This is a genomic window from Aquilutibacter rugosus, assembly GCF_036541335.1.
In the GTDB taxonomy this organism is placed as follows: domain Bacteria; phylum Pseudomonadota; class Gammaproteobacteria; order Xanthomonadales; family Xanthomonadaceae; genus Aquilutibacter; species Aquilutibacter rugosus.
This window is the reverse complement of the sequence record NZ_JAZHBO010000002.1, coordinates 235,264-252,427: the sequence shown is the minus strand read 5'-3', so window position 1 is coordinate 252,427 and position 17,164 is coordinate 235,264. Positions and strand designations below refer to the sequence as shown.

General features: G+C 60.5%; 16 protein-coding genes. 4 read left to right on the top strand and 12 right to left on the bottom strand.

Annotated features, from left to right (window positions below; all coding sequences use genetic code 11):
• Positions 1 to 45: 45 nt before the first annotated feature.
• Positions 46 to 1,311, bottom strand: coding sequence for a flavodoxin-dependent (E)-4-hydroxy-3-methylbut-2-enyl-diphosphate synthase (ispG, locus tag V3390_RS06440; RefSeq protein ID WP_331690360.1), 1,266 nt, complete (start codon positions 1,309 to 1,311; stop codon positions 46 to 48).
• A gap of 43 nt (positions 1,312 to 1,354) precedes the next feature.
• Here ispG and xseA point away from each other — a divergent pair, with 43 nt between their 5' ends.
• From xseA to V3390_RS06420, 4 genes are read left to right on the top strand one after another with little or no spacing between them, the layout of a single operon-like run.
• Positions 1,355 to 2,581 carry an exodeoxyribonuclease VII large subunit gene (xseA, locus tag V3390_RS06435; protein WP_331703856.1) on the top strand — a complete coding sequence of 409 codons (1,227 nt, stop codon included), beginning with the start codon at positions 1,355 to 1,357 and terminating at the stop codon, positions 2,579 to 2,581.
• Entirely contained in the window at positions 2,578 to 4,002 is a 1,425-nt protein-coding gene (locus V3390_RS06430) for an aldehyde dehydrogenase family protein (protein WP_331703855.1), read from the top strand. The genes xseA and V3390_RS06430 overlap by 4 nt, the downstream gene beginning before the upstream one ends.
• Positions 4,002 to 4,589 carry an IMPACT family protein gene (locus tag V3390_RS06425; protein ID WP_331690357.1) on the top strand — a complete coding sequence of 196 codons (588 nt, stop codon included), beginning with the start codon at positions 4,002 to 4,004 and terminating at the stop codon, positions 4,587 to 4,589. The genes V3390_RS06430 and V3390_RS06425 overlap by 1 nt, the downstream gene beginning before the upstream one ends.
• Positions 4,582 to 6,357: an ABC transporter transmembrane domain-containing protein gene (locus V3390_RS06420; RefSeq protein ID WP_331703853.1), complete on the top strand. Its 1,776-nt coding sequence runs from the start codon at positions 4,582 to 4,584 to the stop codon at positions 6,355 to 6,357. Before V3390_RS06425 ends, V3390_RS06420 begins: the two co-directional genes overlap by 8 nt.
• Before the next feature lie 31 nt (positions 6,358 to 6,388).
• On the opposite strand, the gene V3390_RS06415 is transcribed toward V3390_RS06420, so the two are convergent.
• From V3390_RS06415 to V3390_RS06365, 11 genes are all read right to left on the bottom strand, one after another.
• Complete coding sequence (locus tag V3390_RS06415; RefSeq protein WP_331703852.1) at positions 6,389 to 7,153, bottom strand: S-methyl-5'-thioinosine phosphorylase; 765 nt, start codon at positions 7,151 to 7,153, stop codon at positions 6,389 to 6,391.
• A gap of 4 nt (positions 7,154 to 7,157) precedes the next feature.
• Positions 7,158 to 7,715, bottom strand: coding sequence for a hypoxanthine-guanine phosphoribosyltransferase (locus V3390_RS06410; RefSeq protein WP_331703850.1), 558 nt, complete (start codon positions 7,713 to 7,715; stop codon positions 7,158 to 7,160).
• On the bottom strand, positions 7,712 to 8,692 hold the full coding sequence (nagZ, locus tag V3390_RS06405) for a beta-N-acetylhexosaminidase (protein WP_331703849.1): 981 nt from the start codon (positions 8,690 to 8,692) through the stop codon (positions 7,712 to 7,714). Before nagZ ends, V3390_RS06410 begins: the two co-directional genes overlap by 4 nt.
• A complete protein-coding gene (locus tag V3390_RS06400; protein WP_331703847.1) occupies positions 8,686 to 9,219 on the bottom strand; it encodes a CYTH domain-containing protein in 534 nt (177 codons plus the stop codon). Before V3390_RS06400 ends, nagZ begins: the two co-directional genes overlap by 7 nt.
• Before the next feature lie 2 nt (positions 9,220 to 9,221).
• Positions 9,222 to 10,541 carry a 23S rRNA (uracil(1939)-C(5))-methyltransferase RlmD gene (gene rlmD / locus V3390_RS06395; protein WP_331703846.1) on the bottom strand — a complete coding sequence of 440 codons (1,320 nt, stop codon included), beginning with the start codon at positions 10,539 to 10,541 and terminating at the stop codon, positions 9,222 to 9,224.
• Between the two features lie 31 nt (positions 10,542 to 10,572).
• Complete coding sequence (gene recO, locus V3390_RS06390) at positions 10,573 to 11,319, bottom strand: DNA repair protein RecO (protein ID WP_331690350.1); 747 nt, start codon at positions 11,317 to 11,319, stop codon at positions 10,573 to 10,575.
• Entirely contained in the window at positions 11,316 to 12,224 is a 909-nt protein-coding gene (gene era / locus V3390_RS06385) for a GTPase Era (protein WP_331703845.1), read from the bottom strand. The genes recO and era overlap by 4 nt, the downstream gene beginning before the upstream one ends.
• 16 nt (positions 12,225 to 12,240) lie before the next feature.
• Positions 12,241 to 12,909: a ribonuclease III gene (rnc, locus tag V3390_RS06380; RefSeq protein ID WP_331690348.1), complete on the bottom strand. Its 669-nt coding sequence runs from the start codon at positions 12,907 to 12,909 to the stop codon at positions 12,241 to 12,243.
• A gap of 3 nt (positions 12,910 to 12,912) precedes the next feature.
• Positions 12,913 to 13,704, bottom strand: a complete 792-nt coding sequence (gene lepB, locus V3390_RS06375) for a signal peptidase I (RefSeq protein ID WP_331703843.1) — start codon at positions 13,702 to 13,704, stop codon at positions 12,913 to 12,915.
• Positions 13,705 to 13,722: 18 nt separating this feature from the next.
• Positions 13,723 to 15,516, bottom strand: a complete 1,794-nt coding sequence (gene lepA / locus V3390_RS06370; protein WP_331703842.1) for a translation elongation factor 4 — start codon at positions 15,514 to 15,516, stop codon at positions 13,723 to 13,725.
• A 124-nt stretch (positions 15,517 to 15,640) separates the two neighbouring features.
• On the bottom strand, positions 15,641 to 17,143 hold the full coding sequence (locus V3390_RS06365) for a Do family serine endopeptidase (RefSeq protein WP_331703840.1): 1,503 nt from the start codon (positions 17,141 to 17,143) through the stop codon (positions 15,641 to 15,643).
• Between the last annotated feature and the right edge of the window lie 21 nt (positions 17,144 to 17,164).

The following is a 17,164-nucleotide window of genomic DNA, read 5'->3' as shown; positions in this document are numbered from 1 at the left end:
AATTGACAGACGCAACGGCAACGTTGCGTCTCTTTTTTAGACCTTTTATGCCTGCGGCGACCAGCGTCGTTCGACGTAACGGTCAATCAGTTCAACGAACTCATCGGCAATGGCCTCGCCACGCAACGTCACGGTCTTTTCGCCATTTTCAAAGACCGGTGCTGTCGGTGCCTCACCGGTACCCGGGAGCGAGATGCCGATGTCGGCATGACGGGATTCGCCCGGTCCGTTGACCACACAACCCATCACGGCCAGCGTCAGATTTTCTGCACCGGGATGCGTGATGCGCCATTCCGGCATTTTGTCGCGCACGTGCTGCTGCACCTTTTGCGCCAATTCCTGGAAGAAGGTGCTGGTGGTCCGACCACAGCCGGGGCATGCGGTGACCATGGGCGTGAATGCGCGCAATCCCATCGTTTGCAGAAGCTCCTGCGCGACGATAACTTCGGCCGTGCGTGACTGCCCCGGTTCGGGAGTCAGGGAGATGCGGATGGTATCGCCAATGCCTTCCTGCAGCAGAACCGCGAGCGCGGCGCTCGAGGCGACGATGCCCTTGGAGCCGATACCGGCTTCGGTCAGGCCCAGATGCAGCGCAAAATCACTGCGTGTTGCCAGTTCACGGTACACCGCAATCAGTTCCTGCACACCGCTGACTTTGGCGCTCAGAATGATGCGATCTTTAGGCAGGCCGATTTCTACCGCTTTGTAGGCGCTATCGAGTGCCGAGCGAATCAGCGCCTCGCGCAGAACTGCACCGGCATCTTTGGGGTTGGCGGAGGCGGCGTTCTCATCCATCAGAACTTGCGCTAGCGCCTGATCCAGCGAACCCCAGTTGGCGCCGATGCGAACCGGCTTGCCGTATTCAATTGCTTTCTCGATCAGGGTCGCAAATTGCGTGTCCTTTTTCTTGCCGAAACCCACGTTACCGGGATTGATGCGGTACTTGGCCAGCGCCTGTGCGCACTCCGGCACGGCGGTCAGCAACTGATGGCCGTTGTAGTGGAAGTCACCGATGATCGGCACATCGACATTCATCATAGCCAGGCGCTCGGCGATTTGCGGCACGGCCTGAGCGGCCTCGACCGTGTTGACCGTGATGCGAACCATTTCACTGCCTGCGCGCCACAACTGCGCGATCTGATCGGCAGTGCCTTTGACATCGGTGGTGTCGGTATTGGTCATGGACTGAACCACGACCGGCCGGCCGCCGCCAACGAGGACATTGCCAACTTGCACGGCAAAGGTGGATTTACGGGGTAAGGCGCCCAGTTCAGGGAGGTCCGGCAGTGGGATAATAGGAGATTCCGTCATCCGCTCATTGTACCGTTTGCGGATTTCCAGGATGTGACTTGTTATGACACCAAACTCCGCTAATTCCGATGCCGTTCTCACTCCGACCCAGCTCAACCGGCTGGCCAAGGACCTGCTTGAGGATGCCATTGGCGTGGTTTCAGTCGAGGCGGAAATTAGCGGCCTGACCCGCGCTTCGTCGGGCCACTACTATTTCACCCTGAAAGATGAGCGTGCCCAGATCCGCAGCGCGCTGTTCAAATCCAGTGCCGCACGCCTGAAGTTTGCACCCCAAAACGGGCTCAAAGTCGTCGCCCGCGGCCGCATTTCGCTGTATGAGGCCACCGGTAGCTATCAGCTGATCGCGGACTCGCTGGCCCTGGCCGGTACCGGCGATCTGCATCAGGCCTTCGAGGAGCTGAAAGCCAAGCTCACTGCCGAAGGCCTGTTCGACACCGATCGTCAGCGTGCGATCCCCGCCATGCCGCGACGGATTGCGGTCATTACCTCGCCGACCGGGGCTGCCATCCGCGACGTGCTGAGCGTGCTGGGGCGCCGTTTCCATCTGGTTGATGTCGATGTGGTCCCGGTGCTGGTGCAAGGCGATCAGGCCGCTCCGCAAATTGTGCGCGCGTTGCAGGCCGTAGATGCGGCGGGACGGCACGATGTGGTGCTGCTGACACGCGGCGGCGGCTCGCTCGAGGATTTGTGGGCCTTTAACGAGGAACCTGTGGTCCGCGCCGTCGCCGCCATGAACACGCCGACTGTAGTCGCCGTCGGTCACGAGACCGATTTCTCCCTGGCTGAGTTTGCGGCCGACTTGCGCGGCCCGACGCCTTCGGCTGCAGCGGAGCTGTTAGTTCCCGAGCGCGCGGACCTGGGGCGCCAGCTCAATGGCCTGCAGGCACGCATGGAGCACTTGCTGCAGCGTCGCTGGCAGACCATGGCGCAACGCCTTGATCGTGCACAGCTGCGATTAAGTGCGCAACATCCGCAGGCGCAACTGGCCAAGACACAGGATCGCTTTCGCGTGCTGATGCAGCGACTGCAATCGGGCATGGATCATCGCCTGAGTCTACGCAGCTCGCAGCTCAACGGGCTCGGGCGCGCACTGAACAGCGTCAATCCATTGCAGACCCTGGAACGCGGTTACGCCGTCGTTCGTGATTCCAATGACCATGTGGTGCAGTCAGCGCAAACAGTGGCGCGCGGCGATGCGCTGCGCATTTCACTGCGTAGCGGCGAGCTGCTCGCAACCGTCACGGACACGTTACCGGAGACTCAAGAATGAAACGAACCTACCCCCTGTATCTGGCCGGTCGTCCGGTACAAACAAAAGCCCGGCTAGCGGTCACAGATAAGTACTCCGGCGACACCGTCTGTCAGGTCTCAATGGCCGATGCCAAGCTGGTAGATCGTGCGATTGCTGCAGCGGTAGCCGCTAAACCTGCGATGGCAGCACTGCCTTCGTACCAACGAGCTGAGATACTGCTGCAGTGTGTGAGTGCGTTTGAGCGCCGCCACGAGGAACTCGCGCAAGCCCTCTGCATCGAGGCGGGCAAGCCGATAAAAGACGCACGCGTCGAAGTGGATCGCCTGATTGATACATTTCGGATCGCCGCAGGTGAAGCCACGCGCATCAACGGCGGACAGATGGACATGCAGGTCTCGCCGCGCGCCATGGGCCTGACTGCGTTTGCGCGACGCGTACCGCTGGGCGTACTGAGCTTTATCACGCCGTTCAATTTCCCGCTCAATCTGGTTGCCCACAAGGTGGCACCTGCGATTGCGGCCGGCTGTCCGTTTGTGCTCAAGCCATCGGACAAGACGCCGGTCGGCGCACTGATTATTGCCGAAGTGCTGGCTGCCACGGATTTGCCCAAGGGCGCGTTCTCGGTCCTGCCCTGCCCGGTCGATGAGGCCCAAGCCCTGGTCGAAGATGAGCGCATTGAGATGTTGAGTTTTACCGGTGGCCAGATCGGCTGGTCACTCAAGGCCAAGGCCGGCCGCAAAGCCGTAACGCTGGAGCTGGGTGGTAATGCTGCCTGTATTGTCGATGCGGACCCGGGCATTGATACGGATTCGCTCGTCGAACGTTTGGCCTTTGGCGGCTACTACCAAAGCGGTCAGAGTTGTATCAGCGTGCAACGCCTGCTGGTGCACGAATCCATCTATCCCGAAGTGCGTCGGCGACTGCGGGCCAAAGTGAAATCGCTCAAGATGGGCAACCCGAAGTTCACCACCGTGACCATTGGTCCGATGATAGATGAGCAGGCCGCCGAGCGCGTGGAATCCTGGATCCGCGCCGCCCGTAAGGCCGGCGCCGGTTTGCTGGCCGGCGGTGATCGCAACGGCCGCATGCTGCCGGCTCATTTGCTCGAGAACGTGCCGCACGATCAGCTCGCATGGCGTGAGGAAGTGTTCGGCCCGCTGGTGTGCATCGAGTCCTTCTCCGATTTCACGCAAGCGCTACAGACCGTCAATGCATCCGACTACGGTTTACAGGCCGGCGTCTTCACGGCCCGACGTGACCATGCCATGCAGGCCTGGAACGCACTGGATGTCGGCGGTGTGGTGATCGGCGACGTGCCCAGCATTCGCGTTGATCACATGCCTTACGGCGGTGTGAAAGGCTCCGGCTGCGGGCTCGAGGGCGTGCCTTATGCGATCCGTGAGATGACGCGACCGCGCCTGTTGCTGATGCGTGACTGATGGCGGAAACCCTAAGCGCCGAGGCCCGCTTCGAACAGGAGATTAAAGGTAGCCGATTTCTGGCGATTGCCGTCTGTGTGACGTCTCCAGAAGACGCACTTGAATGGCTGCGCGCTGTGCAAGTTGCCGACGCTACGCATAACTGCTGGGCGTATAAGATCGGCGGGCTGTACCGCTTTAATGACGATGGGGAACCGGGCGGAAGCGCGGGGCGTCCGATCCTGTCGGCCATTGAGGGCCAAGGACTGGATCGCGTCGTCTGTCTGGTGATCCGCTGGTATGGCGGTACCAAGTTAGGTGTCGGCGGTCTGGTGCGGGCCTATGGCGGCACGGCGGCCGAGTGCTTGCGATTGGCCGCTCGCGACCCCATTGTTTTACGCAAGAGCTTTCGGCTGGAGTTGGGTTTCGAGTTTTTGGGACCGGCTCATGCCTTACTGGAACAACATAGTGCGCACAAGCGCGACGAGCAGTGGCAACCGCAGGGCGTTCTCTGGCATGTGGACGTCCCCGAAGACCGTCACGCTAGTTTGCACACTGCCCTGACCGATGCGACGCGCGGTCAACTGATCTGGAATGACGATGACTGAAGTAGACAAATCCTCAAAACTGAGCCGCTCGGAAGTGTTTCGCAGTCTGCGAGGGGTCACCCCCTTGCTGTCGCGACACAAAGGATTGCTGATCGGTTGGCTGCTGGCGTTGGGCGTGACCAGCTCCGCCACGCTGACATTGCCGATTGCCGCACGACGCATTATTGATCAGGGGCTCGGCGCTTCGATGGCGCATACCAACAAGGCTTTTGTGTTTGCAGTTGCGGTGGCGATCATCATGGCAATCGGTACAGCCATTCGCTTCTATTTCATTTCCCTGCTTGGTGAGCGCACCGTCGGCGATTTGCGCAAGCAACTGTATTCGCATCTGATCGGCATGGATCTGGCCTTTCATGACCGGCATCGCAGTGGCGATCTGATCTCGCGGCTTACGGCCGACGCGGAGCTGTTGCGCAGTGTCATTGGCTCGACCATCTCGGTTGCGCTTCGCTCGTTGGTCACCGTGTTCGGTTCGCTGGCCATGCTGTTCGTCACCAGTCCGCGTCTCGCTGCGTACACCCTGATCGGCATTCCGCTGGCGGTGCTGCCAATCGTGTTCGCCGGTCGGACCTTGGCCAAAGCCTCGCGCCGGAGTCAGGATCGCATTGGCGATGCCAACTCGCTGGCCACCGAAACTCTACAGGGCGTCGCCACCGTGCAGTCCAATACGCGCGAGGACTACGAGCGCGGTCGCTACACGCAGTCCATGGACTTGGCGGTACGTACCGCACGCAAGCGCATCACCACACAGTCGCTGGTGACGGCACTGGTGATGCTGCTGGTGTTCTGCTCCATCATTGCGCTGCTGTGGCTTGGCGCCAATGACGTCACCCAAGGACACATGTCGGGCGGCACGCTGGCGCAGTTCCTGTTCTACGCCATCATCGGTGCCGGTTCGGTCGGCGCACTGGCCGAAGTCTGGAACGAACTGCAGAAGGCCGGCGGTGGCATGAGCCGTATATCGGAGCTGCTGGAAACACCGGCTGCCGTGCAGGATACGGGCAATGCACGACCGGAATCCGTGCGCGGTGAACTGCAGTTCCGCGATGTCCGGTTCGAGTACGCCAATCGCTGTGACCGTCCGGCCATCCACGGGTTTAATTTGCATATTCAACCCGGCGAACGCGTGGCTTTGGTTGGTCCGTCGGGTGCGGGCAAGACCACGGTGCTCAATCTGCTGATGCGTTTTTATGATCCGACCGACGGCAGCATCGCGGTCGATGGCACGGACATCCGTCAGGTGAGTCTGCAGTCGCTGCGCGAGAACATCGCGTTGGTGCCGCAGTCCCCGAGTCTGTTTGCGGCTTCGGTGATGGACAATATCCGCTACGGCCGTCTGGATGCCGGCGATGACGAAGTGATCGCCGCCGCTCGCGCCGCCAATGCGCTCGAGTTTATCCAAGCGCTGCCCGAGGGCTTCAACACCCTGCTAGGCGAACGGGGTGCACGTCTGTCGGGTGGTCAGCAGCAACGCGTAGCCATCGCGCGTGCGATTCTGAAGAACGCGCCGATCCTGCTGCTCGACGAGGCCACCAGTGCGCTGGACGCGCAGAGCGAACGTGCGGTACAGGAGGCGCTGGAACACCTGATGGCTAATCGCACATCGCTGGTGATTGCGCACCGTCTCGCAACGGTACGCAACTCGGATCGCATTGTGGTGATGGATCAGGGCACCATTACGGCCATCGGTACGCATGACTCGCTGCTGGCCGAAGGCGGGCTCTACGCCGATTTGGCCGCCCTGCAGTTCATGGCGATGGAGTCCTAATAAGTAAGGGCTCGCCTACAGACGGTCCGGATTAGCGGGCCGTCAGTTCGTGCAGGATCTTGGCAACATCGGCCGTGGCGGCGGCGACATTGGCGAGTACGTCATCAAGCGTGATGACCTCATCCGGATCCGGACCGGCACCGGCTGCCCAATTGGCCACGATGGCCAAACAGGCATAATTCAGGCCCAATTCGCGGGCAATACCGGCCTCGGGCATGCCGGTCATACCGACCAGATCACAGCCGTCGCGACGCATGCGGGCGATCTCGGCACGAGTTTCCAGTCGCGGGCCCTGTGTCGCACCGTAGACGCCGCCATCGATCACACTGATGCCTGCGCGCATGGAGGCTTGCAGTACGGCTTGGCGCAAGGAGCGGCAATACGGTTCGCCAAAATCCACGTGGATGACTTCGCTGCCGGGCTCTTCGCAGATGGTGGAGATGCGACCCCAGGTGTAATCAATCAGATCGTGCGGACAACCGAGCACGCCGGGACCGTAGTCCTCGGTAATGCCACCTACGGTGTTGAGCGCCAGCACGCGCTGCACGCCCAGTGACTTCAGGGCTGCCAGGTTGGCACGGTAATTAATGCGGTGCGGCGGCACCGAATGCGCTTCGCCATGGCGAGCCATAAAGGCGATGCGAGCGCCGCCCTCACGCAGGCGACCGACTCGAACGGGACCCGAGGGATCGCCGAAATCGGTCAGCGGCAGCTCCGTGCTCATATCAATCAGCTCGGCCAGACCGTAAATACCGGTGCCGCCAATCACGGCCAATTGGATCGAATCGTCGCTCATGCGCTCAGTCCTTCAGTGCCCAGATGTCCGGCAAATTCCGGCCCTGCTCATAGTAATCCATGCCGAAACCGAATACGTAGCGATCCGGCACTTCGACAGCAATGTAGTCGGCCTTGAGACCGGGCACGGCGCGATCGTGGTTCTTGACCGACAATGCGGCAATGCGAACATCCTTGGCGCCCTGCTCCAGCAGCCAGTCGCGCACGGCCAGCAAGGTCAGACCCTCATCGAGAATGTCATCGGTCAGTAAGACACGACGGCCGGCCACGTCGGCGGTCGGCTTGGCCTTCCACACAAGATCGCTGCCGCGGGTTTCACCGCGATAACGGGTGGCATGCACATAGTCGAAGCGCATATCGAGGCCCAGATCACCAACGGCCATCGACAGAAAGGCCGCAAACGGCAGACCGCCATGCAGAACCGTCAGCATGATTGGCACTTCGTCCTGATAGTCATTGACGATCTGTTCGGCGATGCGCTGAATGCCGGCGTGAATGGTGTCGCGATCCACGACGATTTCCGAACGGGGTAAAGCATCGCGCAAGGGGTGCTGATTGTTCATGCCAGTGATTCCACTAGTTGGCGGATGTCCTGATAGGACTTGGATGCGGTGAGATCATGCCAGTGCGGCTCGGCCGATCGCAGCAAGGGTTGCAGGACTTCGGGCTGCAGGGTACGGCCTTGCATGGCCGTGAGCGCCTCGGGTACCAGTTCGGGATGGCAGACCAGGACGACATCGCAACCGGCATCGAGATGCGCGTGGATGCGCGATGCGACCCCGCCCGTGGAATGCGCGGCAGCCATGCCGATGTCATCGGAAAACACGACGCCCTTAAAGCCAAGCTCCCCGCGCAGAATGTCGCGGATCCAGTGGACGCTGTAGCCCGCCGGATCTTCGGAGACTTGCGGATAGATCACGTGCGCCATCATGACAGCATCGGCACCGTTTCGAATCGCCTCCGCGAACGGCACCATGTCCAGTTCACGAATCTCCCGGTACGTGCGCGAATCGACGGCGGTATCGAAGTGCGTATCTTCAAGCACGGAACCGTGACCCGGAAAGTGCTTGATTGTTGCGGCCATGTCAGCGCGGTGCAGGCCTTTGATATATGCAGTGCCGAGGCGTGCAATGACCTGCGGATCGGCTGAAAACGCGCGATTGCCGATAGCGCGATTGCCACGTCCCAAATCCAACACCGGTGCAAAACTCAAATCCATGCCAAGCGCACGAATCTCAGATGCCATCAGCCAAGCGTGGTTGGCCGCTGCCTCTGTATCGTCGGGGCGTGTGGCAAACACTTCGAGCGGTGGCAGTGCACTAAAGCCCTCGCGGAAGCGCTGTACGCGTCCGCCTTCCTGATCGACACAGATCAGTTGCGGCTGCGGCGCTGCTTCACGAATCGCACGCGTCAGCTCAATGACCTGATCGCGCGATGCAAAGTTTCTGGCGAACAGAATTACACCACCGCAGGCGGGATGCTGCAGCCACTCGCGCTCCTGCGCGGTGAGTTCGGTTCCGGCGACGCCAATAATCAGCATGCGTCTACTGCTCCAATTTGCGGACCGGAGCGCTCCTGCTCCGTCCATTGACGAAACGGATATTCGGCCAGGGCCAGGTTGTAATAACGAAGATGCTGCGTCACTTCGACCCCTGCCCATTCGGGCAAATCGAAGGCGGTGTCCTCGCTCGGCAGTTCAATCTCGGCCACGATCAGTCCGGCGTTGTCGCCGCCGAACTCATCAATCTCCCAGCGAAAGCCATCGTGCTCTACCCAGTGACGCGTTTTTTCGACGACACCACCAACACACAACTTGAGCAAGTCACGTGCATCGCTGCAGGGAATTTCATATTCGAACTCCTGCCGAGCCGCACCGCGCTGCGCCGATTTGATATTGAGGAAGGCACGGTCGTCTTCGATCCGCACCCGCACCGAAGAGCGCAAGGCACCCGACTCGACCATTTGCAGATCGTTTAGATAGGCCTGCGCCATGCGGATCTGACGCGTAACGCGTGCTTGCCACGCCGTGCCGTTCACCAGAAATTTGCGCTCGATTTCGATGCCCATGCTTAATTCCGTTCAAACAGGGCAATGGATTCCACGTGACCCGTGTGCGGGAACATGTCCATCACACCGGCGGTCTTGAGCTTCCAGCCCTTTTCGGTGACGAGATAACCGGCATCGCGTGCCAGTGAAGCGGGGTGACAGCTCACGTAGACGATGCGATCAAAGGAACTCAGATCCAACTGGGTCAGACAGAAATCAGCGCCCGAACGTGGCGGATCCAACAGCAGCTTGTTGAAGCGCTGTTTCATCCACGGATGGTGACGCATGTCTTCGGCCAGATTGGCGACATGGAAGTGCGCATTTTCCAGACCGTTGTGAGCGGCATTGGCGCGGCCGCCTTCGACCAGGATGGCATCGCCCTCGACACCAACGACCTCGGAGACTTTGGTGGCCAAGGGCAAGGTGAAATTGCCCAGACCGCAGAACAGATCGAGCACACGGTCGTCGGGCTGCAGATCGAGCAGCTCCAATGCACGCTCAATCATTTTCTCGTTGAGGCGGGCATTGACCTGGATAAAGTCCAGCGGCTTGAACTTCAGGCTAACGTTGTAAGCCGGCAAATCAAAGCTCAGATCGGTCTCATCGGGATACAAGGCCGTGACACTAGTCGGTCCTGCCGCTTGCAGGAACACGGATACCGAATGCGTCTTCGCAAAATCAATCCAGGCCTGGCGGTCGTCTGACGACAGGGGCTGCAGATGACGCACGGTCAGTGCCAACGCGCGGTCACCGGCGCAGAACTCGACTTGCGGAATGTCACGGCGACCTTGCAGGCCGTCGATCAGTTGCTGCAAGGGTGCAATCAGAGCACTGATGCTCGGCAGCACGGTATCGCAAGTATGGATTTCCGCGACGAAGCGCGAGTCCTGCAACTCACGGAAGCCGACCAGCGTCTTGTCCTTCTTCTCGACGCGACGCACACTGAAACGGCCCTTACGGCGATAGTTCCAGAGATCGGCAATCAGAGGCGGCAGACGTGTCTGTTCCTGCACGTGGCCGATGCGGCGCAGGTTGTCGAACAGCACTTCCTGCTTGGCAAGAATCTGAGCATCAGGACGCAGGTGCTGCAAGGTGCAACCCGAGCACAGACCGAAATGCGGACAACGCGGCTCCACTCGATCCGGTGATGCCTGCAGTACTTCTACGCACTTGGCCTCGTCAAAGTTGCGATTCCTGTTGGTCTGTTGCGCCATGATGCGCTCGCCGGGCAACGCGCCGGTGACAAACACGGCTTTGCCTTCGGGACGGCGGGCGACGCCCTTGCCGTCATGGGTCATGCCGGTGATTTCTAGTTCAAAAGGAGTCAGGTCAAAACGCGCCAAAATTCAGACACTTACAGTAGCAAACGGCCTCTTATTGTCGCACACCGGACGCTTTCGACCCACGCCGCATTAAGCGCTGCATATCCCATGATTTCAGACCTCTGGCACCCAAGTGATGCTGCAACAGGACGCGCATCGGAATCCGCAATGACTGCAGATCCTCCTCGGTGGGGAGTTCGTCGGCGGCCAAGCTGAGTAAGGCCCGGCCCGAGGGACTGAAACGGCGCTCCTCGGCAGTCCGTTCTGTTAACACTTTGATGGCGCCCTGCTCAACATCCACCACGTAGCGTGCGGCCGGATCCAGGGGCTCACCATCGCGATCGAGATGCCATGGAAACCCGACGCCGATCGCATCCAGCAGGTCGCGTTCAAAGCGCCGTAAGGTCCAAGCCAGCGACTGCTCAGGATCGGCCAGACGCTGACGGGTCTGCGCATAGGCCAGAAACAGATTGGGCTGCGGCTCCCCACGCGGAACCAGACGCATGGTCAGCTCGTTGAGATAAAAGCCGCTAAGCACGGCATCACCGCTGAGACGCGGGGCGACATCCACCGCTTCGGCCTGAATCAGCCGCGCCAGCTCACCGCGCCAGTCCAGATCCAACCGTAGCCACTGCAGCGGCTGCAACGCCGCTCTTAAGGCCTGCCTGTTAGGACTCTGCACCCCACGTGCCACCATGCCGATGCGGCCATGGTTTGCGGATAGCACTTCGACCAGCAGGCTGCTCTCACGCCACGCTCGGGCATGCAGAACGAAGGCCGGCTCGTCGCTGATCTTCAATCGTGATAGCCAAACGCCCGCAGGGCGCGTTCGTCACCGGACCAGCCTTCGCGCACGCGAACCCAAGTCTGCAGGAAAACCTTAGTGCCAAACAGACGCTCCATCTGCAGACGTGCCTGCGTACCGATATCACGAAGGCGCTCGCCACCCTTGCCAATCACGATGGCCTTCTGACCGTTGCGTTCGACCCAGATCACAGCGCCGATGCGCAGCATGGTGCCGTCGACTTCAAACGATTCGATTTCGACCGTGGTGGCGTACGGCAACTCCTCACCCAACTGGCGCATGACCTGCTCGCGGACCATTTCGGCCGCCAGAAAGCGCTGCGACTTGTCGGTGATTTCGTCTTCCGGATAGATCGCTTCCTGTTCCGGCAGCAGCTTGAGGATGTCGCGTGTCAGCTCCTTCAGACCTTTGCGCTTAAGCGCCGAGATGAGCGCCACAGCGGCGAACTCGCGATCCTTAGTAACCTCGGCCACGTAAGGCAGCAGCTGGTCCTTATCGACGATGCGATCGACCTGGTTGATCACCAGCATCACCGGCAGGCTTTCGCGTTGCAGCGCCTGGTATGCATACTCGTCGGCCTCTTCCCATTGACCGGCGCGAACGACCAGCAAGGCCGCATCCACGCCATCGAGAGCGCCACGGGCCGCCTTATTCATCCACTTGTGCATGGCGGTGGCGTTGGCCGAGCCGAAATCACGGTGCAAGCCCGGGGTATCGACCATGACGATCTGGCCCTCGGAATACGAGGCGATACCGATCAGACGATGGCGAGTGGTCTGCGGCCGCGGTGACACGATGGCCACATGCGCGCCGACCAGTGCATTGGTCAGTGTGGACTTGCCGACGTTGGGACGGCCAATGACGGCCACATGGCCGGCACGAAAGGGAGTTGTATTCATATAGGTCTGATTATAGTTACAGGCGTTCGAGCAGGCGCGTTAGCGCCATGTCGGCAGCGATTTGTTCGGCGGCGCGGCGCGATGAGGCCTCGCCCTGCGTTTCGATACTGAACTGAGGGATGATGCAGCGCACGGAGAATTCGCGCGCGTGATCCGGCCCGGTTTCACCGGCCAGCTCGTAGGTTGGAACCTCGTGACCGCGGCCCTGCAGCAGTTCCTGTAGGCGCGTCTTGGGGTCTTTCACGATCTTGGAGATCGGCGGCAGCGCCTGCAGCAACGGCTCCCAGTAATGCAGCACGAAGGCATGCGCCGTCGCCATATCACTGTCCAGGAACACCGCTGCAATGATCGCTTCGACGGCATCGGCCTGAATGGAGGCCCGTCGGTGGCCGCCGGACTTCAATTCGCCCGGGCCCAACTGCAGATGGCCGGCCAGATCGATGGTCTGCGCCACGCCGGCCAGAGCCGATTCCCGCACCAGTTCTGCGCGAGCGCGCGTCAGGGCGCCTTCATCTGCTTTTGGAAAACGCCTGAACAGCTCCTGCGCAATGATCGCGTTGAGCAAGGCATCACCCAGGAATTCAAAGCGCTCGTTGTGCGGCGCCCCGGCACTGCGATGACGTAAAGCCTTCTGCAACAGCTCGCCGTCGCGAAAGGTATGCGCCAGGCGCAATGCGTTAGCCATGCCTTACGGAATCGCCTTAAAGAAGCGGTCGGTGTTCAAACCGCCATCCCAGTTAAAGAAGATCCGCATGGCCTTGCCGCGCAGATTGCTCTCCGGCAGGAACTGTCCTTGCCAAAAACGGGTGTCTTCGCTGTTGTCGCGGTCATCGCCCATCACAAAGTAGTGACCGGCCGGCACAACCCATTCGCCATTACCCGGGTCCACGCCCGGCGGCATGGGAGCCTCGAGGATGGGGTGCTCCACACCTCCGAGATTCTCGATCTTTTCATCCCAGCCGTTGACCGGCATACCGGAACCGAAGGCCTGATACGGACCCAGCTCCTTATACGCCATCGGCTTGCCGTTGATCGTCAGCACCGTGTCCTTGTAAGCAATGCGATCGCCCGGCAGACCCACAACCCGCTTGATCCAGTCTTCATTCGGCTTGTGCGGCGGACGGAACACGACCACGTCACCGCGCTGCGGCTCAGCCAGTGTCACGAACTTTTTGTTGGTGATCGGCAGACGCAAACCGTACTTGAATTTATTGACGAAGATGAAATCGCCGGTGAGCAACGTCGGCATCATCGAGTTCGATGGAATCTTGAACGGCTCCACGATAAAGCTGCGGACCACCAGAATTACCAGCAGTACCGGGAAGAAGGCCTTGGCGTAATCCACATACCACGGCTCCGGATTTTCACCGGTCAACTCGTTGGGCTCGCCGCGCTGCTTACGCAACACCAGCTTGTCCAGCAGCCAGATCAGACCGCTGAGCAGCGTGACAGTGACCAGAATTTTTTCGAACCAGATCATCAGATCGTTCCTAAATAATTATTTGCTGTCCATATTCAGGACGGCCAGGAAGGCCTCCTGCGGGATTTCGACGCGACCGACCTGCTTCATGCGCTTCTTACCCTCTTTCTGCTTTTCAAGCAGTTTCTTTTTACGGGTAATGTCGCCGCCGTAGCACTTGGCCAGCACGTTCTTACGCAGCGCCTTGACGGTGGTACGGGCAATCACCTGCGCACCGATGGCGGCCTGAATCGCGACATCGAACATCTGCCGCGGAATGAGATCCTTCATCCGGTCGCACAGATCCCGACCACGACGGTCGGCTTGCGAGCGGTGCACGATGAGGGACAGGGCATCGACTTTTTCGCCGTTGATCAGAATATCCACTCGGACGAACGGACCCGGCTCAAATCGCACAAAGTCATAGTCAAGCGAGGCGTAACCGCGCGAGACGGACTTGAGCTTGTCGAAGAAGTCGAGCACCACTTCGGCCATCGGCAGTTCGTAGCTGATCTGCACTTGCGAGGACATGTAGGTGATGCCGACCTGGACGCCGCGCTTTTCTTCGCACAGCTTGATAACGGCACCGACGTAATCGGGCGGTGTCAGGATGTTGGCGCGAATGATGGGTTCGCGGATCTCTTCGACCATGTTGACCGGCGGTAACTTGGCCGGGTTATCCATGGGGAGAATGGTGCCGTCGGTCTTGAGCACCTCGTAGATCACCGTCGGTGCGGTGGTGATCAGGTTGAGGTTGTATTCGCGTTCCAGACGTTCTTGCACGATCTCCATGTGCAGCATGCCCAGGAAGCCGCAGCGGAAACCAAAGCCCATCGCCTCGGAGCTTTCGGGCTCAAAACGCAGCGCGGCATCGTTAAGGCGTAGTTTTTCGAGTGCCTCACGCAGATCCGGGTAATCCTCGGCATCGACCGGGAACAGGCCGGCGAACACGCGCGGCTGCATTTCCTGGAAACCGGGCAACGGCGAGGTCGCGGGATCGGAAGCCAGTGTCAGCGTATCGCCCACCGGTGCACCGTGCACGTCCTTGATCGAAGCCGTAACCCAACCCACTTCGCCGGCACGCAGGGCATCAAGGACCTTGCGCTTGGGCGTGAACACGCCGACATGATCAACCTGATGAGTACGACCGGTGCTCATGACCAGCAGCTTGTCACCGGGTTTGATCTGCCCTTGCATGACGCGCACCAGCGACACCACACCCAGGTAGTTATCGAACCACGAGTCAATGATCAGTGCTTGCAGCTTGTCGGTATCGCGCGGTTGCGGCGGCGGAATCCGATGCACGATCGCCTCAAGCACCTCGACCACATTCAGTCCGGTCTTGGCGGAAATGGCGACGGCGTCTTCGGCATCAATACCGATAACGGATTCGATTTCTTCCTTGGCGCGCTCGATATCGGCCGTGGGCAAATCGATCTTGTTGAGAACGGGCACCACCTCGAGGCCCTGTTCCACTGCCGTGTAGCAGTTGGCAACGGATTGCGCCTCGACACCTTGAGCGGCATCGACCACAAGCAGAGCGCCCTCACAGGCGGCCAGCGAACGCGAGACCTCGTAGGAGAAGTCGACGTGGCCCGGCGTGTCAATGAAGTTCAGAAAGTAGGTCTGACCATTGCGCGCGGTGTACGGCAGCGACACCGATTGCGACTTGATGGTGATGCCCCGCTCGCGCTCAATTGGATTGGAGTCCAGCACCTGCGCCTCCATCTCACGGTCCTGCAGGCCCCCGCATAGTTGAATGATGCGGTCGGCCAAGGTCGATTTACCGTGGTCAACGTGGGCAATGATGGAGAAATTTCGAATTTGCTGCATGCGGGAGTGAGCCTGACGTCAGTGCGCCAGAAAGGGCCTTAGGAAACGGTCAATTATCGCATATCCGCCACCTACCCCGGCCCTGACAGGTGCCGGGCAGCGCGCCCGACACCCGTCACAGGGCTTAATCCAGAGTGATGGCGACAAAGCGACTGCCAGCACGCGGGCTAAGGACGCGCACCATGACCGTCTCGCCCTTGCCATAGGCCGCCAGCGCCTTGTTCAGCGCCGCTACCGAAGCGACGTTCTCACGACCAACCATGAGCACGATGTCGCCGCCGGACAGGCCCGCATCGGCCGCCGATTGCCCCACGACGCGAACCACGCCGACACCCTGATTGGACGGAATCCCATTGCGCTCACGGAACCCGGCCGGCAGATCGTCGGCGATCACGCCCAGACGGTTCCCACTCGAAGGCGCCGTTGCCCCCTTGGAACCGGTTGCGCCATTGGTGGCGCCGGTACGCTCACCAGGCGAAACCAGCTCGCTCAAGGTGGCATTGAGCTGGCGCGGCTTGCCGTCGCGGATGATATCGAGACGGACCTGGGCACCCGGACGCATGCCGCCGATGATGGCCGGCAAGGCAGCGGCATCGCCAACTTGCTGACCGTTCACGGCGGTGATCACATCGAGCGGCAACAGACCGGCCTTGGCCCCTGCACTGCCCGGCTCGACATCGGCGACCAGTGCGCCTTGAGCCTTGCTGAGTTTCAGGGCGGCGAGCTGATCGGCATCGAGCGGCTGGATGCGTACGCCGAGTTGACCACGCGCCACGCGACCGGTGCTGCGCAGCTGTTCGGCCGCATTCATGGCCACATCAATCGGAATCGCAAAGCTCACGCCCATATAGCCACCGCTATTGGAGAAGATCTGCGAGTTGATGCCGACCACCTGACCGGCCACATTGAGCAAGGGACCGCCCGAGTTGCCGCGGTTAATTGCCACATCGGTCTGGATAAACGGCACGTACTGATTTTCTGCAAATTGCGTATTGCGACCGACGGCCGACACGACGCCCGCAGTCACCGACTGCTCGAGACCGAACGGTGAACCGATGGCTACCACCCACTGACCGGCTTTGACGCCGGCGGAATCAGCCAGCTGCAGGAACGGCAGGTCATTGCCCTCGACCTTTAGCAGTGCCACGTCCGAGCGTTCATCGGCACCAACGACTTTGGCCGGCAGTTCACGGCGGTCTGCCAATTTAACGGTGACCTTGCCGGCACCATTGACCACGTGGGCATTGGTCAGCAGGTACCCGTCGCGCGAGACGAAGAAGCCGGTACCCATGGACACACCACGGGCCGAAGGCATGCGATCGCGGCTCTCCGGGGCATTACCGAACATCCCCGGCGGCAGCTGGTCGCCAAAGAAGCGACGGAAGATTTCGGGTACTTCCTGATTGGGCATTTGCTGCGCGGGGCGCGCCGTAATCTCTGCGTTGATGCTCACCACAGCCGGCGAGACCTGCTGCACCAGACGTGTAAAGTCCGGCAGACCGGTGACCAGCGGAGCGGCCGCGTTGGCCGGCTTGGCGATGGGTTCGGAGGGCTGTGCACTGCAGGCGACAGGCAAAATCATGGCGAGCGCCAACGCCAATGCGGTGGTACGTGTAGGAGCAGTCATGGAGTTACATCCTCTGTAGAA

Coding starts and splice junctions, on each gene's coding strand:
- ispG (WP_331690360.1), bottom strand. CDS start 1,311: ATGACGGAATCTCCTATTATCCCACTGCCGGACCTCCCTGAACTGGGC.
- xseA (WP_331703856.1), top strand. CDS start 1,355: ATGACACCAAACTCCGCTAATTCCGATGCCGTTCTCACTCCGACCCAG.
- V3390_RS06430 (WP_331703855.1), top strand. CDS start 2,578: ATGAAACGAACCTACCCCCTGTATCTGGCCGGTCGTCCGGTACAAACA.
- V3390_RS06425 (WP_331690357.1), top strand. CDS start 4,002: ATGGCGGAAACCCTAAGCGCCGAGGCCCGCTTCGAACAGGAGATTAAA.
- V3390_RS06420 (WP_331703853.1), top strand. CDS start 4,582: ATGACTGAAGTAGACAAATCCTCAAAACTGAGCCGCTCGGAAGTGTTT.
- V3390_RS06415 (WP_331703852.1), bottom strand. CDS start 7,153: ATGAGCGACGATTCGATCCAATTGGCCGTGATTGGCGGCACCGGTATT.
- V3390_RS06410 (WP_331703850.1), bottom strand. CDS start 7,715: ATGAACAATCAGCACCCCTTGCGCGATGCTTTACCCCGTTCGGAAATC.
- nagZ (WP_331703849.1), bottom strand. CDS start 8,692: ATGCTGATTATTGGCGTCGCCGGAACCGAACTCACCGCGCAGGAGCGC.
- V3390_RS06400 (WP_331703847.1), bottom strand. CDS start 9,219: ATGGGCATCGAAATCGAGCGCAAATTTCTGGTGAACGGCACGGCGTGG.
- era (WP_331703845.1), bottom strand. CDS start 12,224: ATGAATACAACTCCCTTTCGTGCCGGCCATGTGGCCGTCATTGGCCGT.
- rnc (WP_331690348.1), bottom strand. CDS start 12,909: ATGGCTAACGCATTGCGCCTGGCGCATACCTTTCGCGACGGCGAGCTG.
- lepB (WP_331703843.1), bottom strand. CDS start 13,704: ATGATCTGGTTCGAAAAAATTCTGGTCACTGTCACGCTGCTCAGCGGT.
- lepA (WP_331703842.1), bottom strand. CDS start 15,516: ATGCAGCAAATTCGAAATTTCTCCATCATTGCCCACGTTGACCACGGT.
- V3390_RS06365 (WP_331703840.1), bottom strand. CDS start 17,143: ATGACTGCTCCTACACGTACCACCGCATTGGCGTTGGCGCTCGCCATG.